This window comes from Cryobacterium sp. TmT2-59 (assembly GCF_004403545.1).
In the GTDB taxonomy this organism is placed as follows: domain Bacteria; phylum Actinomycetota; class Actinomycetes; order Actinomycetales; family Microbacteriaceae; genus Cryobacterium; species Cryobacterium shii.
In genome coordinates, this window is record NZ_SOGM01000028.1 from 65,957 (window position 1) to 79,930 (window position 13,974).

Sequence of the window (13,974 nt, forward strand, 5' to 3'; positions counted from 1 at the left end):
GCGTTTGCCCTACTGCTCGACCGCGATGAGCACGGGGTCGCCGTGCACGTCGATCGTGACCACGAGCAGCGCGTCGGTCTCATCCGGGCTGATCGAATACTCGAGCACGGCGAAGTGCTCCTCGCTGCGGTGGTGGTGGGGGTGGAAGCCCACCCGCTGCAGCTGGATGGAGCGCAGGAAGTCGATCTGCTTGTCACCGGAATCCCAGATCAGGGCGTCCTCGAGGGCCTCGGGATCCATCTCCTCCAGTTCGGATTCGATGTAGGCGCTGGTCACCGAGGCCTCCTTGCTGAGGTCGGCCACGAGCGACTCGCGGGCCTCGGAGTCGAGGTCCTCGAGCGCGTTCACCATGGCCGCGGCGATGTCGAGCGCCTCCGCCGAGACCGAGGCCTCGTCCGGCGAGCTGAGGTCGATCTGCACGTCCTCGTCGCCCAATTCGGCGAAGTCCGACCAGTACACCTCACCCTCGTCGTCGCTGCCGAGAATGCCGAAGAAATCGTGTTCGATGGTCATGACTGTCCTATCCGACGAGCTTTTGCGCGAATACGTGAGGCGTGAAACCGGTGAGGTCGTTGATGCCCTCGCCCTGACCCACGAGTTTGATGGGGATGCCGGTCTTCTCCTGAACGGCCAGGACGAATCCGCCCTTCGCGGAGCCGTCGAGCTTGGTGAGCACGAGGCCGGTCACGCCGGCGTGCTCGATGAAGGCCTCGGCCTGAGTGAGCCCGTTCTGGCCCGTCGTCGCGTCGAGCACGAGCAGGACCTCCGCGATGGGAGTCTGCTTCTCGACCACCTTGCGAATCTTGGTCAGTTCGTCCATCAGGCCGCCCTTGGTCTGCAACCGGCCGGCGGTGTCGATGATCACGATCTCGGTGCCCGTTTCGAGGGCCCGCTGCACGGTCTGGAATGCGACGGATGCCGGGTCCTGGCCGTGCGCCTGCGGCCGCACGATCTCGGCGCCGGCCCGCTCGGCCCAGGTGGCCAGCTGCTCAACGGCCGCGGCGCGGAACGTGTCCGCCGCACCGATCAGCACGCTGCGGTCGTAGGTGCGGAGGAACTTCGCGAATTTGCCGATCGTGGTGGTCTTGCCGACGCCGTTCACCCCGACGACGAGCACGACGGCCGGCCGGGCGCTGAGGTTGAGGGTGGAATCGAGCTTGGAGAGTCGTTCCTCGAGGCCTTCGCGCAGCATCCGATGCAGGTCGGTCGGGTCGGTCGTGTTGTACCGGGCGACCTTGGCCCGCAGGTCGGCCACGATCTCCTCCGTGATGCTCGGACCGAAATCGGCCTGGATGAGCGCGTCTTCGAGGTCGTCCCACGTTTCATCGTCGATGAGCTTCTTCGCGAACATGCCGCGCAGTGCGCCGGAGAGAGACCAGGGGGTGCGTTCAGCCATACGCCTAGCCTACGGCGCGCCCGATGCCCCAGGGGTTGGTCTCCGGCGTGCCTCGGTCGATAATCGGTGGGCACGCACCGAGCCGCAGTCGGTTTCTTACGGAGAAAGGAACGCCAGTGCCACACACCAACGAGTTGGATCCCCACCTTCGCACCCTCGCCGCGGCACTGGACGGGCGGCTGGTCCTTCCGGGCGACGCCGACTAGGACCAGGCGAGGTCACCCTGGAACCGGGCCGTCGAACAACGTCCCGCCGCGGTCGCCATTCCCGCAGGCGCCGACGATGTGCGACTCATTATCGACGCCGCCCGTGCCGGTGGCTACGAAATCGCGGTGCAGCCGAACGGACACGGGGCGAACAGTGACCTGCGCAACTGCATCCTGGTGCGTACTTCCGCCTTTGACGAGGTGACCATCAAGGTCGAAGAGCGCTTCACCCGGATCGGCTCCGGCGCCAAATGGGGCGCCGTGCTCCCCCGCCTCGAGGGAACCGGCCTCATCGCCCTGGCCGGTACCAACCCGGACGTGACCTGCGCCGGGTACCTGCTCTCGGGCGGGCACTCCTGGTTCAGCCGGTGTAAGGGGCTCGCCGCCCACTCCATCCGCGCGGTCGAGCTTGTCGACGCGCACGGTCGGCAGCGACGCGTGGTCGCGGACAGCACTGCCGAGGGCGACGCCGAGCTGCTCTGGGGGCTGCGCGGCGCGGCCGGTCTGCTCGGCATCGTGACGGCCATCGAGATCGACCTCTACCCCGCCCCCGCGCTCTTCGGAGGCAAGATCGTGTTCCCGCTCGAGTCAGCGGGAGTCGTGTTCGAGCGGTTCGCCGCGATCATGGCGACGGCACCCGACGAGCTGACCATCTTCGCCGGGCTGATCAACATGCCCGATCTGGAGGTGGTGCCGGAGCTCATGCGCGGCCACGGTTTCGCGACCATGGATGTCGTCTTCGTCGGCGACGCCGACGCCGCCCGCACGCTGATCGCCCCGCTGCTGGCCACGGCGCCCGTCATCGCCGACATGACCGCACCGTTCGAAATCGGGCACCTCGGCGAGGTTTCGGCCGAACCAGGCGACCCTCTCCCGTTCCTCGACTGGACCGCGGCCATCAGCGAACTCGGCGACGACGGGTTCGGCCCGCTGATCGAGGCGTTCACCGCAACGACCCCCGCCGGCATCAGCATGCTCGAGCTGCGGCCGCTCGGGGGCGCGATTTCCGATCCGGCCCCGGATGCCACGGGCATCGTCGGGCATCTCGAATCGCAGTACCTCGTCTACGCGGGAGCGGTCCTGCTGGACCCGAGTCGCCGAATCGATCGGGGCAGTGTCTTCGGGCCCTTCGAGAACGCGGTCCGGGAGATCGCGGTCCGGGAGATCGCGGACCCCGCATTGTGCCGACGTTCCTCGTCCCCGGGCAGGACCTGTCCGCGGCGTTGCCGCCGGAGAGCCTCGCCCGGCTGGGGCGGATCAAGCTCGCCGTCGACCCGGACGGCCTGTTACGCAGCAACCGGCAGCTCCCGAGCTGAAACCAGTAGGCCCTGTCCGGCTGGGGAAGGACCGCGGCTAGGGAAGGACCGGGCCCACCGAGACCATCAGGCACAGCGCCAGGATGATCACCAGCGAGAAACGGAACATGCGGCGTGCCCACGGCGCGGGGTCGCCGGTGCGCAGGCCCACGATGCCGAGCCAGATCCAGTAGGCGCCGAGCACGCCCATCACGGTCGTGTACACGTACCCCACGTAGCCGAACACCGGCAGCAGCAGCGTCGACACGACGAAGGCGACCGTGTACACGAAGATCTGGATCGTGGTGTTGCGGATGCCCCGCACCACCGAGATGACCGGCACGCCGGCGCTGGCGTACTCGTCGTGGCGGTAGATGGCGATCGAGTAGAACTCCGGCATCTGCCAGAGGAAGACCGCCAGGAAGGCGAGGACCGCACCGATGTCGATGGCCCCGGAGACGGCGACGTAGCCGGCCAGGATCGGTGCGGCACCGGACACGCTGCCGACCAGGGTGCCGTGGATCGACAGGCGCTTGGACAGCATCCCGTAGAGCACGACGTAGACGAGGAAGCCGGCCAGGCCGACGACGACGACGAGCCAGTTCGTCCAGGCGGCGAGCATGCCCATGCCGAAGACGAAGAGCAGGATCGAGAAGATGACCGCGTTCCGCACCCCCACGCGCCCCGTGACGGTGGCCCGCTTCTTCGTGCGTTCCATCACCATGTCGATGTCGCGGTCGAGCACGTTGTTGAGCACGGTCGCGGAGGCGATCACGAGCGTGGTGCCGACGCAGAGCACCACGAACAGGAACAGGTCGACCTGGCCCCGGGCGGCGAGGAGGAAGCCGGCGGCGGCGGTGAGCGCATTGCCGTAGAGCACGCCGGGCTTGGTCAGCGAGTAGTAGCTGGTGAGCGTGTCGCGGAAGGACGTTCCGCTTCCGCGGGCGGCGAGGGCCCCATCGGTGCCGTCGACCCGGTCACGTGCTGAAAACGGGGCTCGCGCGGTCATACGGAAGGTGTTCCCATCGGGTAGGCGGTATACCTCAATCATAAGCGCCGGGGTCACAGGAGAAGGACGAACCGGCAGAATGGTGGGGTGACGATCCAACGCTCCCCCGCCCTCGTCGGCATCGCCCACGGCACCTCGTCCCCCGCGGGCCAGGCCGCGGTCGCCGGGTTGATGCGCGCGGTCGCCAAGGCGCATCCCGACCTGACCGTCACCCTCGGCTTCGTCGACGTGCAGCATCCGGACACGCCGGAAACCCTGGCCGCGCTGCCGGCCGGCCTGCCCGCCGTCGTGGTCCCGCTGCTGCTGTCGGCCGGGTACCACGTGCACGTGGACCTCACGGAGGCCGTCGACGCCGGTCCGAGCGTCAGGTGACGCTCGGACCGGCGCTCGGCCCCGACGACCGGCTGATCGCCCTGCTCCGGCACCGGCTCGAGGAAGCGGGCCTGGCGGAGGAGGACGTGGCGGAGGAGGACGTGGTGGTGCTCGCGGTCGCCGGCTCCAGCGACCCCCGCGCGGTCTCGGCCTGCCGGGTCGTCGCCGCGGGGCTCACCGCGGCATCCGGTCGGGAGGTCACCCTCGGTTTCCTCTCCGCCGCCACCCCGCGGCTGGCCTGCGCGGTCACGACGGCGCGGATCGAGAACCCGGGTCGCCGCATCGTCGTGAGCAGCTACCTGCTCGCGCCGGGATACTTCCAGGGGCTGGTCGAGCGGGCGGGGGCGGATGTCGTGACGCGCCCGCTCCTGGTGCCGAACGAGCCGGCCCCCGGGCTGCTCGTCGAGCTCGTGACCGGCCGCTACCGCAGCGCGCTCTGAGGCCGATCCGCCCCGGAAGGCGCCGGGCACCGTAGCCCCCGGCGACCTCGTCCGCGACTGTGTGACGCACCGCTACGGCGCGTGACCGGCCGTTACGGCTCCGGTGTCGCCCACCCCCCATCCTCGGTACGTTTTCTCCCACGCACCCGGCGCATCCGTTTTCGCCGCACGTCGCGTCCCAGAGGAGGAAACCATCGTGTCACCGAGCCAGACCGAGACGGCACAACCCGTGCGTCGCCCCCGCCCCGCCTCCCGGCCGAACGGCCAATGGAAGGTCGACGGCACGCCCCGTTACTTTCTTCGTAGCCCTTGATCGTGTAGTTATGTGAGGGTGTTGGCCTGTCAGGCCCGGCATGGTTCTTGCCCCCAGTCGCCCCTGATCCGGGGGGTGTTGTCACCGGGCCTGACTGGCATCAGGTGATCGCTGATAGGGGCTGGACCGGGACTCGTCCCAGGCCGTTCGTAACGTGGATGCCGAGACTTGATGCCGCGGTTCAGGCCGACTTGTGGAACCTGAGACGGAGGATTCATGATCGAGAACTACGACAGCGTCGACGTCTTCATCGGCGTGGACGTCGGCAAAGGAGAACACCACGCGGTCGCCCTCGACCGGGCCGGCAAACAACTCTTCGACAAGGCACTGCCCAATGACGAAGCGAAGCTCCGCGAGCTGATCGGGCAGCTGAAACGACACGGCCAGGTCTTGTTCGTCGTCGATCAGCCCGCGACCATCGGCGCCCTGCCGATCGCCGTCGCCCAGGCCGAAGACGTGCTCGTGGGCTACCTGCCGGGGCTGGCAATGAGGCGCATCGCGGACCTGCACGCGGGCGAAGCCAAGACCGACGCCCGCGATGCCGCGATCATCGCCCAAGCCGCGAGGAGCCTCCCGCACGCGCTGCGGTCACTGCAACTGGCCGATGAGCAGGTCACTGAGCTCTCGATGCTTTGCGGTTTCGACGACGATGTCGTCGGCCAGATCACGGCCACGAGCAACCGTATCCGGGGCCTGCTCACCCAGATCCACCCTGCGTTGGAGCGGGTCCTGGGCCCGCACCTGGACCATCCGGCGGTGCTGGATCTGCTGCAGCGCTACCCAACGCCAGCGGCGATGAAGGCCGCTGGCCCAACCCGACTCGGTAACCGGCTGCTGAAGTTGGCACCGCGAATGGGCCGGCGCCTCGCGGACGAGATTACCCAGGCGCTGGCCGAGCAGACCGTCGTGGTCACCGGCACGAACGCGACCAGCATCGTGCTCCCCAAGCTTGCCGAACAGCTCGCCGCGCTCCGCCGGCAACGGGACGAGATCGCCGTCGAAGTCGAGCGGCTCGTGGAGGCTCACCCTCTTCACCCCGTCCTGATCAGCATGCCCGGAGTCGGGATCGGGACCGCAGCCAGACTCCTCACCGAAGTCTCCGGCAAGGACTTCGCCTCCGCCGGCCACCTCGCCGCCTACGCTGGCCTGGCCCCCGTGACCAGGCGCTCCGGCAGCTCCATCCGCGGTGAACATCCCTCCCGGCGAGGCAACAAGATCCTCAAACGGGCGCTATTCCTCTCGGCCTTCGCCGCCCTCGCGACCCGGTCTCACGGGCCTACTACGACCGCAAGATCGCCCAAGGCAAGCGCCACAACCAAGCCCTCATCGCCCTCGCCCGACGACGCTGCGACGTCCTCTATGCCATGCTCCGCGACGGCACCCTCTATCAAACCGACCATCAACTCGCCGCTTGACAAAAACATAGGGGCACCCCCCCGACAAGCGCGGGGCCCGGGTCTACTGTGTTGGCATGGTGACGAGCACATGGCCGGAGGAGTCCGTGCGCACCGGGATCAACCGGTGCGTCGAGGCCTGTGTCGCGCTCGTGCAGGTGAGCGAGGACTGCGCCGCCGCCTGCCTCGCCCTCGAGGGCAACGGTGAGATCACCCACTGCTTCCTGGCCGACCTTGACTGCATCGAGGTGTGCTCCGCGACCAGCCGGCTGCTGTCCTGGCATGTGCACAGCGACGGAGCGACCGCGATCGCCATGCTGGAGACGTGCCGCGAGTCCTGCTCGGCCTCGGTCGAGGCCTGCGAGCGGATGGCGGAGCTGTACCCGTCGTGGCTCACCTGCACCATGGCCTGCCGGCGCGTCATGGACGCCTGCGGCACGCTGCTCGCCGCGCTCTAGCCCGGGAGGCGGTGTGACCCTGGCCGCGGTGTAGTCCGCGCCGCGGTGTAGCCCGCGCCGCGCCGCGGCCGTCGCCGGTCAGACGAGCTGCGCCTCGTCCTTCACCACGCGCTGACCGACGACGGCCGAGACCCCGTCCTGCCGCATCGAAACGCCGTAGAGGGCATCCGCGATCTCCATCGTGCGCTTCTGGTGGGTGATGATGATGAGCTGGCTGGCGGCGCGCAGGTCCTCGAAGATGGTCAGGAGACGGCCGAGGTTGGCGTCGTCGAGCGCGGCCTCGACCTCGTCCATGATGTAGAACGGGCTCGGGCGGGCCTTGAAGATCGCGATCAGCAGGGCCACGGCCGCCAGCGAGCGCTCGCCGCCGGACAACAGCGACAGGCGTTCGATCTTTTTGCCGGCCGGTTTGACGGAGACCTCGATGCCGGTCGTGAGCAGGTTATCGGGGTCGGTCAGACGGATGCTGCCGCTTCCGCCCGGAAACAGCACCGGGAAGACCTCGGCGAACGCCGCCTGGGTGTCCTCGAAGGCGGCGCCGAAGATGGCGCCCATCTTCTCGTCGATCTCCTCGATGATCGTGAGCAGGTCCCGCCGGGTGTTGGTGAGGTCGGTGAGTTGCTCGGTCAGGAACCGGTGCCGCTGTTCCAGCGCCGCGAACTCCTCCAGAGCGAGCGGGTTGACGCGGCCGAGCTGGGCGAACCTGCGTTCGGCCACGGCGAGGCGCCGCTGTTGTTCCTCACGGTCGAAGCTCGAGGCCTCTCCGTTGGGGTCGTCCGCCGGGACTGGCTGGTCGGGGCCGTACTCGGCGACGAGCACCTCTTCCACCAGGCCGAGCTCGCTGCCGGCGCGTTCCAGCAGTCCGGAGAGGTGCAGTTTCTTCTCGTAGATCGCCAGTTCGAGCCCGTGCACCGTCTCGGTGACCGACTGCAGGCGGGTGCGCAGCGCGTTGTCGTCCCGGCGCAGCGCCGCCAGCTCCTCGTTCTGGCTGCTGCGCTCGTGCTCGGCGCCCGCCAGACGCACCCGGGCCTCGGCCACCGAGGCATCAACGGCGGCGAGCACCCGGGGCAGCGCCTGGGCGACATCCGTGGCCGCGGCCACCTGCCGGCGACGGATGACGGCGCGGCGAGCTGCCTCCTCGGCCGCGGCCCGCTCGGTCTCGCGCCGGCGGGCGAGGGCGTCCGCCCGGGCCTGGGCGGCCCGCACCCGTTCGCGGGCCGTCTCCACCTGCAGCCGGGACTCGACCTCGGTCTCGCGGGCGGCCTCGAGCGCGGCGTAGAGCAGGTCGCGGGAACCCGAGTCGAGGACCGGGCGCGGCCGGGCCCGCATTGAACCGAGTTCGGTCCGGGCCGCCTCGCTCGCCGCCTCGGCTCCGGCCACGGCCTCGCCGGCGAGGCGGAGGGCGGCGGAGAGCCGGTTGCGTTCGGCGGTGGCCGCCTCGACCTGCACGGTGGCACGGTTGGTCTTGTCGGCCTGGGCGGCCAGGCGGGAATCGTAGGCGCGGAGCCGGGCGAGGGCGCCCTGGGCCTGTTCCTTGCCGGTGCGGAGCAGGGCTCGCGCGTCGCCGAGGTCCTGGCCGACCACCTCAATGCGGGACGTCACCTCGCCGAGGGCTGCGGCTGCGGCATCGCGGTCGGCGACCAGCTCGAGCTTGCTGCGTTTGGCGCCGGAGCCGCCGCGCAGCACGTACTCGCTGAGCACGTCTCCCGTTCGGGTGATGATGGTGAGCGGTGGGCCCGCGGCCTCGCGGTTTAGGCCGCCGATGGTCCCGGCGGCGGCTGTGGCTGTGGCTCGGGCCGCGGCTCGTGCGGCGTCGAGGTCGTCCGCGATCACGGTGTGTTCGAGCAGGCCACGCACGCCGGCGGGCGCATCAATCACCGAGCAGGCCCAGACCAGGCCGTCAGGGAGGTCCTGCGGCTCCGCGCCACGCCCGGCGACCGGACCGGCACCCGCCTCGGCAATCGTCTCGGCAGCCGGCCCGGCGCCTGGCTCGGTACCCGCGTCGGCCACGACGAGCTCCACCCGGCCGAGGTCGTCGGCCCGGGCGCGCAGCACGGCATCGAAGGCCGCATCGAGGGTCTCGGCGAGCACGGCGTCGGCGAGCGACCCGAGGGCGGCGGCGATCGCGGCCTCGTAGCCCGGGTGCACCCGCACGTGATCGGCCACCAGCCCACGGATGCCCGTCAGCGCCGCGGCGACCAACGCCGACGAGCCGTCCTTCTGGTCCAGGGCGAGGGACAACGCCCCCGCGCGGGCCGCGAGCGCGTCCCGTTCCCGCTCGAGCAGGTGCAGCTCGTCGCGGCCGCGTTCGACCTCGCCCTCCGCGTCGACGACGGCGGCCCGGCATTGCTCGAGGGTGTCGGCCGGCGCGCCCTCGCCGAGGTCGGCGTCGGCTTCTTCAGCAGCCCCCTGCAGCGCGGCGAGCTGCGCCTCGGCGGCGGTGACCCGGCCGGTGGCTGCGTCGAGGGAGTTCTGCTGGCGCAGCACCTCACCGCGCACGGAAGCCAGCCGGGACGCCGCCGTCTCCGCCTGGCCGGTCAGCTCGGAGATCCGGAGGTCGTGCCTTGAGACCAGCACCGCCTGGGCGGAGATCTCCTCGTCGAGGGCGTCGAGCTCGCTGCGGGCCGCGGCGGTCGACGCACGCGCCGCCGCCCAGGCGGCCTCTGCCTCTGTGATGCGGTCGCCGAGGGCCGCAACCTCGGCGGCGGCATCCGTCAGCATGGTCGCGGACACGCTCGGGCCGGCGTCAGCGGGTTCGGCCTGGGCGCCCAGCAGGGCGAGGCGCTGGTTGGCCAGGGTGTACAGCCCCCGCAGGCGCTCCTGCACGGATTCGAGGCCGAAGCCGGTGCGCCGGGCCTGGTCGACGGCGTCGCCGATCTGCGCCTGTTCGAGCCGTTCCAGACGCAGTTGTTTCTGCTCGAGCTGCTCGGTCAGCACCAGTCGTTCGGCGTGCCGTTCGCTCTCGGTGCGCCCGTGGGCGTCCAGGGCCGTGCGGAGGGCGACGACGTCGTCGGCGAGTAGCCGGGCCCGCGCATCGCGGGCGACGGACGCGATCGTCTGCGCCTCCCGGGCGATCTCGGCCTGCCGGCCGAGGGGTTTGAGCTGACGGCGGATCTCCCCGGCCAGGTCGCTCAGCCGGGTGAGGTTGGCCTGCATGGCGTCGAGCTTGCGGAGGGTTTTCTCCTTGCGCCGACGGTGTTTGAGGATGCCGGCGGCCTCCTCGATGAACCCGCGCCGGTCCTCCGGGCTGGCGCGCAGCACGGCGTCCAGCTGGCCCTGCCCGACGATCACGTGCATCTCGCGGCCGAGGCCGGAGTCGCTGAGCAGTTCCTGCACGTCGAGCAGCCGGCAGGTCTGCCCGTTGATCGCGTACTCGCTGGCCCCGTTGCGGAACAGGGTGCGGGAGATGGTGACCTCGGTGTAATCGATCGGCAGCGCACCATCCGTGTTGTCGATGGTCAGCGTCACGGCCGCCCGCCCGAGCGGACCCTTGGTGGACGTGCCGGCGAAGATCACGTCTTCCATCTTGCCGCCGCGGAGCGTTTTCGCGCCCTGCTCGCCCATCACCCAGGCGAGCGCGTCGACGACGTTGGACTTGCCGGAGCCGTTGGGGCCGACCACGCAGGTCACGCCCGGTTCGAACGCGAACGTGGTCGGGTGGGCGAAGGACTTGAACCCCTTGAGGGTGAGGCTCTTCAGATACACGGCCCACCCTTTCCGTTTCGCTCGAGGCTCCGTTGCGCGTGCTGCCGGCCGCGGCCTTCTCGGCCAACTGCAGCGAGCTCTGCCAGCCACAGGCTCCGCCCGCTTTGCCAACCGCGACCGCCGCCCTGTCCCACGGTACCGGACTCACCCCGCCCGCCCCGTTAGGCGCGGTCCCTAACGAATTCGACGGAGATTTTGCCCGATCTGGGCTGAAACGGATGTTTTGGGCCCCGTTGGAGCAAAATCTCCGTCGAATTGGTTCAGAGGGCCGGGGAGAGCCGGCACTTGCTCACGGTCAACGAGGCGATCGGCTTCGTGCCAGTGGTCGCTGGGGAGACTGGCGCCGGGACGCCCGGTCACGCGCGGCCCCGCCCCTAACGAATTCGACGGAGATTCTGCCCGATCTGGGCTGAAACGGGCGTTTTGGGCATGTGGGGAGCAAAATCTCCGTCGAATTGGTTCTAGGGCAGCGGGGTCTAGGGCGGAGAGTTCTAGGGCGGCGGGCTTTAGCGCAGGCGCTGGCAGCGGGGGCAGAGGTGCGACGAGCGGTTCATGAACTGCTCGCGCACGAGCGGGGTGCCACAGACCGGGCAGGGTTTTCCCTGCCGGCCGTAGACGGACAGGCTGTGCGAGAAGTACCCGGACTGGCCGTTCACGTTCACGTACTGAGCGTCGAAGCTGGTGCCGCCCTCGGCGAGGGCGCGGTTCAGGATGCTGCGCACGGCGGCCAGCAAAACGCGGGCCTTCGCCGGCGAGAGCGACGCGGCCGGCTGCTCGTAGTGGAGGCGGGCGGCGAAGAGGGCCTCGTCAGCGTAGATGTTGCCGATCCCGCTGATCAGGGTCTGGTCGAGCAGCGCTCGCTTGATGCCCGTCTTCTTACGGGCCAGGGCCGCCAGGAACGACGAAGCGGAGAAGGAGACGTCGAGCGGGTCGCGGGCGATGTGCGCGACCTGCGAGGGGATCAGCCCCGACCACGCTCCGCCGGCCCGGCCGGAGAAGCCGGCGGGCAGTCCGTCCCTGGTGGGCGCCATGGTGTCGACGGCCATGCTCCCGAAGATGCGCTGGTCGACGAAGTTGAGCCAGATCTCGCCGTGGTCCGGGTGATCGAGGGCGAGACGGATGCGAAGCTGCGCGTCGGCATCCGTGCCCGGGCTGCGCAGCAGCACCTGGCCGCTCATGCCCAGGTGCACGACCAGTGCCCGCCCGGTGTCCAGCGGCAGCCAGAGGAACTTGCCCCGGCGCACGGCGGCGAGGACACGGTGGCCCTGCAGCAGCTCGCCGAAGGGGCCCAGGGCGCGGTCGTGACGGCGCAGCGAGCGGTCCTCGAAGACCTCGACGCCGGCGATCACCGCTCCGGTGACGGCCGGTTCGACGCCGGCGCGGACGACCTCGACCTCGGGCAGTTCGGGCATGCGCGCGGTTCAGCCGGCCGGCGTCAGGGGGTGCTGAGCCGGGTCCAGGCGTCGAGCGCGGCAGCCATCTCGGCGTGCTTCTTGCTCGTGCCTTCGCCGGTGGCGGTGACGATGCCCACGGTGACCGTGGCGATGAAGACCTTGGAGTGGTCCGGGCCGCTCTCGGAGATGAGGTAGACCGGAGCCCCGGAGCCCAGCCGCGCCGCGGCCTCCTGCAGGCTCGTTTTCGGGTCCATGGAGACGCCGAAGTGTCCCGGGTCGTTCAGGAGCGGCTCGATCAGGCGCAGCACGAACGCGGTCGCGACCTCACCGCCGGAATCGAGGTAGACCGCCCCGATCAGCGCCTCGACGGTGTCGGCGAGGATCGACGACTTGTCGCGGCCGCCGGTGAGGATCTCGCCGCGGCCGAGCCGCACGTAGCCGCCCAGCCCGATCCCGCGCGCGATGCCCGCGAGGGCGACGCTCGACACTAGGCTGGCCCGGCGCTTGGCGAGGTCACCCTCGTCGAGCCGCGGGTACGCCCGGTAGAGCATGACCGTCACGGCCTGCCCCAGGATCGAGTCGCCGAGGAATTCCAGGCGCTCGTTCGTGGGCACGCCGCCGTGCTCGTACGCGTACGAGCGGTGGGTCAGGGCCAGCTCCAGCAGTTCCGGATCGATCTGCACGCCGAGCGTCGCCAGCAGGGCCGACATCTCGGGAGCGACGCTCACGAGTGACCGCCGAGAACACTGATGCCGCGACTCCACGGGCCGGAACCCGCAATGGGGTCCCCCGGCATCCGTCGGCGCGGCATCAGAGAATCGAGCACAACCGACTTAAACGTCGGCGACTTTGCGGCCCTTGTATTCCATGAACAGCGCCGTGCCGGCGGCGTCGGTGACGACCTTGGCGCGGTGCGGCAGGCTGTAGACGACTTTGCCGTTTTCCATGGTCTTGACCAGGGTGGGAGCCTCGGCCTTCCAGCAGGAACGACGTGAGCGGGTGTTGGAGCGTGATTGCTTGCGCTTCGGGACTGCCATGACTACTTCTCTTCTCTATCCGTTTCAGCCTGGATGTCTTCATCCGTGCCGCTGCTTTCGGAAGCTTGGAATTCCATCAGCGCGGCCCACCGGGGATCGCGCTTTTCTTCGGGTACGAATTCAGGGGCCTCGGCAAGCCGTTCACCGGTCTCGGGGTCGAGACCTGGGCAATCCGGCCGGCAAACCGGCTGGAACGGCAGTGACAAAACCACCGCATCCCTGATCAGAGGTTCAAGATCCACGTGGTCATCTTGAACTTCACTTTCATAAGCTTCGTCTAGAGAGTACGCGAAAAGCTCGTGAAACTCGACTTGGACCGGCAACTCGACGTCGATCAGGCATCGGCCGCACTCTCCGGCGGCGATTCCGGACACCTGGGCGGAGACGAGAATGCCTTCGTGCAGGGTCTCGAGACGCAGATTGGCGACGAGGGTCGAGCCGGCTTTCACGGCCACGAGGCTTTCGCCGAGGTCTTCCGGGACGGCGATTTCGAGGTGGCGCTCGTGCATGGTTCCCGGGCGGTTGATCAGGTCTCGCACATCGACCTTGTACGGGGTCTTCTTGAACTTAGTCACGGGGAATCATTCTACGCGTTCGCGGCTGGGTGTTCGCGTTGTCGCCCGGCTGCGGGCCGCCACAGCGACGCGGGCAGCAGCCGCGACCTCAGACGGATGCCCCGGGCCGACCCTTCGTGGACGGCGCGCCCGACCAGGTCGAGGTCCCCGACCAGCGCCGATGCCTGCGTGGCTGCCCGTTCCGCGGCCTGGTCATCGCCCGCACCGGTGCCGGTGCGAAGTTCAGGGCGAGGTTCAGTGCGAGGGGCAGTGCCCGCCCGCGAGAACCGGTCCCGTTCCGTGGCGAGGAGAAGCCGGTCGAGGGCCGCGGCGGCCCCGGGGCCGGGCGCGCCGGGCGGCGCGCGCTGCGGCTCCCCCGACGGCTCCCCCGGTCGCTCCCC

The 13,974-nt window shown here is 69.6% G+C and carries 14 protein-coding genes and 1 pseudogene; 5 read left to right on the top strand and 10 right to left on the bottom strand.

Going from position 1 to position 13,974, the window contains the following annotated elements; genetic code table 11:
• Positions 1-9: 9 nt before the first annotated feature.
• The 3 genes from E3T24_RS04900 to E3T24_RS04915 form a co-directional block, all read right to left on the bottom strand.
• Entirely contained in the window at positions 10-513 is a 504-nt protein-coding gene (locus E3T24_RS04900; protein ID WP_134368276.1) for a DUF2004 domain-containing protein, read from the bottom strand.
• Positions 514-520: 7 nt separating this feature from the next.
• On the bottom strand, positions 521-1,396 hold the full coding sequence (ftsY, locus tag E3T24_RS04905) for a signal recognition particle-docking protein FtsY (protein ID WP_134368277.1): 876 nt from the start codon (positions 1,394-1,396) through the stop codon (positions 521-523).
• A gap of 794 nt (positions 1,397-2,190) precedes the next feature.
• The gene (locus tag E3T24_RS04915) at positions 2,191-2,646 is read right to left on the bottom strand and encodes a hypothetical protein (RefSeq protein ID WP_134402388.1); all 456 of its coding nucleotides are present in this window, start codon (positions 2,644-2,646) and stop codon (positions 2,191-2,193) included.
• A gap of 137 nt (positions 2,647-2,783) precedes the next feature.
• Here E3T24_RS04915 and E3T24_RS18160 point away from each other — a divergent pair, with 137 nt between their 5' ends.
• Complete coding sequence (locus E3T24_RS18160; protein WP_277871425.1) at positions 2,784-2,918, top strand: hypothetical protein; 135 nt, start codon at positions 2,784-2,786, stop codon at positions 2,916-2,918.
• A 37-nt stretch (positions 2,919-2,955) separates the two neighbouring features.
• Here the strand turns inward: E3T24_RS18160 and cyoE are convergent, their stop codons facing one another.
• Complete coding sequence (cyoE, locus tag E3T24_RS04920) at positions 2,956-3,906, bottom strand: heme o synthase (protein ID WP_160140999.1); 951 nt, start codon at positions 3,904-3,906, stop codon at positions 2,956-2,958.
• Between the two features lie 87 nt (positions 3,907-3,993).
• Between cyoE and E3T24_RS17870 the strand changes: the two genes are divergently transcribed.
• From E3T24_RS17870 to E3T24_RS04940, 4 genes and pseudogenes are all read left to right on the top strand, one after another.
• A complete protein-coding gene (locus tag E3T24_RS17870) occupies positions 3,994-4,278 on the top strand; it encodes a CbiX/SirB N-terminal domain-containing protein (protein ID WP_241975781.1) in 285 nt (94 codons plus the stop codon).
• Entirely contained in the window at positions 4,275-4,718 is a 444-nt protein-coding gene (locus E3T24_RS04925; RefSeq protein ID WP_241978619.1) for a CbiX/SirB N-terminal domain-containing protein, read from the top strand. Before E3T24_RS17870 ends, E3T24_RS04925 begins: the two co-directional genes overlap by 4 nt.
• Positions 4,719-5,247: 529 nt before the next feature.
• A pseudogene (locus tag E3T24_RS04935) lies at positions 5,248-6,446 on the top strand (IS110 family transposase).
• Between the two features lie 56 nt (positions 6,447-6,502).
• Positions 6,503-6,883 (top strand): four-helix bundle copper-binding protein, encoded by a 381-nt coding sequence (locus E3T24_RS04940; protein WP_134368280.1) that lies wholly within the window; start codon positions 6,503-6,505, stop codon positions 6,881-6,883.
• A 78-nt stretch (positions 6,884-6,961) separates the two neighbouring features.
• Here the strand turns inward: E3T24_RS04940 and smc are convergent, their stop codons facing one another.
• The 6 genes from smc to E3T24_RS17235 all read right to left on the bottom strand — a co-directional run.
• A complete protein-coding gene (gene smc, locus E3T24_RS04945; protein ID WP_134434353.1) occupies positions 6,962-10,588 on the bottom strand; it encodes a chromosome segregation protein SMC in 3,627 nt (1,208 codons plus the stop codon).
• A 506-nt stretch (positions 10,589-11,094) separates the two neighbouring features.
• The gene (mutM, locus tag E3T24_RS04950; protein ID WP_134365140.1) at positions 11,095-12,000 is read right to left on the bottom strand and encodes a bifunctional DNA-formamidopyrimidine glycosylase/DNA-(apurinic or apyrimidinic site) lyase; all 906 of its coding nucleotides are present in this window, start codon (positions 11,998-12,000) and stop codon (positions 11,095-11,097) included.
• A gap of 23 nt (positions 12,001-12,023) precedes the next feature.
• The gene (gene rnc / locus E3T24_RS04955) at positions 12,024-12,692 is read right to left on the bottom strand and encodes a ribonuclease III (RefSeq protein WP_134365142.1); all 669 of its coding nucleotides are present in this window, start codon (positions 12,690-12,692) and stop codon (positions 12,024-12,026) included.
• 123 nt (positions 12,693-12,815) lie between these two features.
• Positions 12,816-13,019, bottom strand: coding sequence for a 50S ribosomal protein L32 (rpmF, locus tag E3T24_RS04960; RefSeq protein ID WP_066596228.1), 204 nt, complete (start codon positions 13,017-13,019; stop codon positions 12,816-12,818).
• A gap of 2 nt (positions 13,020-13,021) precedes the next feature.
• Positions 13,022-13,594 (bottom strand): DUF177 domain-containing protein, encoded by a 573-nt coding sequence (locus E3T24_RS04965; RefSeq protein WP_134365141.1) that lies wholly within the window; start codon positions 13,592-13,594, stop codon positions 13,022-13,024.
• A gap of 11 nt (positions 13,595-13,605) precedes the next feature.
• Positions 13,606-13,974 (bottom strand): hypothetical protein (locus E3T24_RS17235; protein ID WP_198417460.1); only part of this gene is annotated, 369 nt, incomplete at its 5' end.

Coding starts and splice junctions, on each gene's coding strand:
- mutM (WP_134365140.1), bottom strand. CDS start 12,000: ATGCCCGAACTGCCCGAGGTCGAGGTCGTCCGCGCCGGCGTCGAACCG.
- E3T24_RS04940 (WP_134368280.1), top strand. CDS start 6,503: ATGGTGACGAGCACATGGCCGGAGGAGTCCGTGCGCACCGGGATCAAC.
- E3T24_RS04900 (WP_134368276.1), bottom strand. CDS start 513: ATGACCATCGAACACGATTTCTTCGGCATTCTCGGCAGCGACGACGAG.
- rpmF (WP_066596228.1), bottom strand. CDS start 13,019: ATGGCAGTCCCGAAGCGCAAGCAATCACGCTCCAACACCCGCTCACGT.
- E3T24_RS04915 (WP_134402388.1), bottom strand. CDS start 2,646: ATGCCCGACGATGCCCGTGGCATCCGGGGCCGGATCGGAAATCGCGCC.
- rnc (WP_134365142.1), bottom strand. CDS start 12,692: ATGTCGGCCCTGCTGGCGACGCTCGGCGTGCAGATCGATCCGGAACTG.
- cyoE (WP_160140999.1), bottom strand. CDS start 3,906: ATGACCGCGCGAGCCCCGTTTTCAGCACGTGACCGGGTCGACGGCACC.
- ftsY (WP_134368277.1), bottom strand. CDS start 1,396: ATGGCTGAACGCACCCCCTGGTCTCTCTCCGGCGCACTGCGCGGCATG.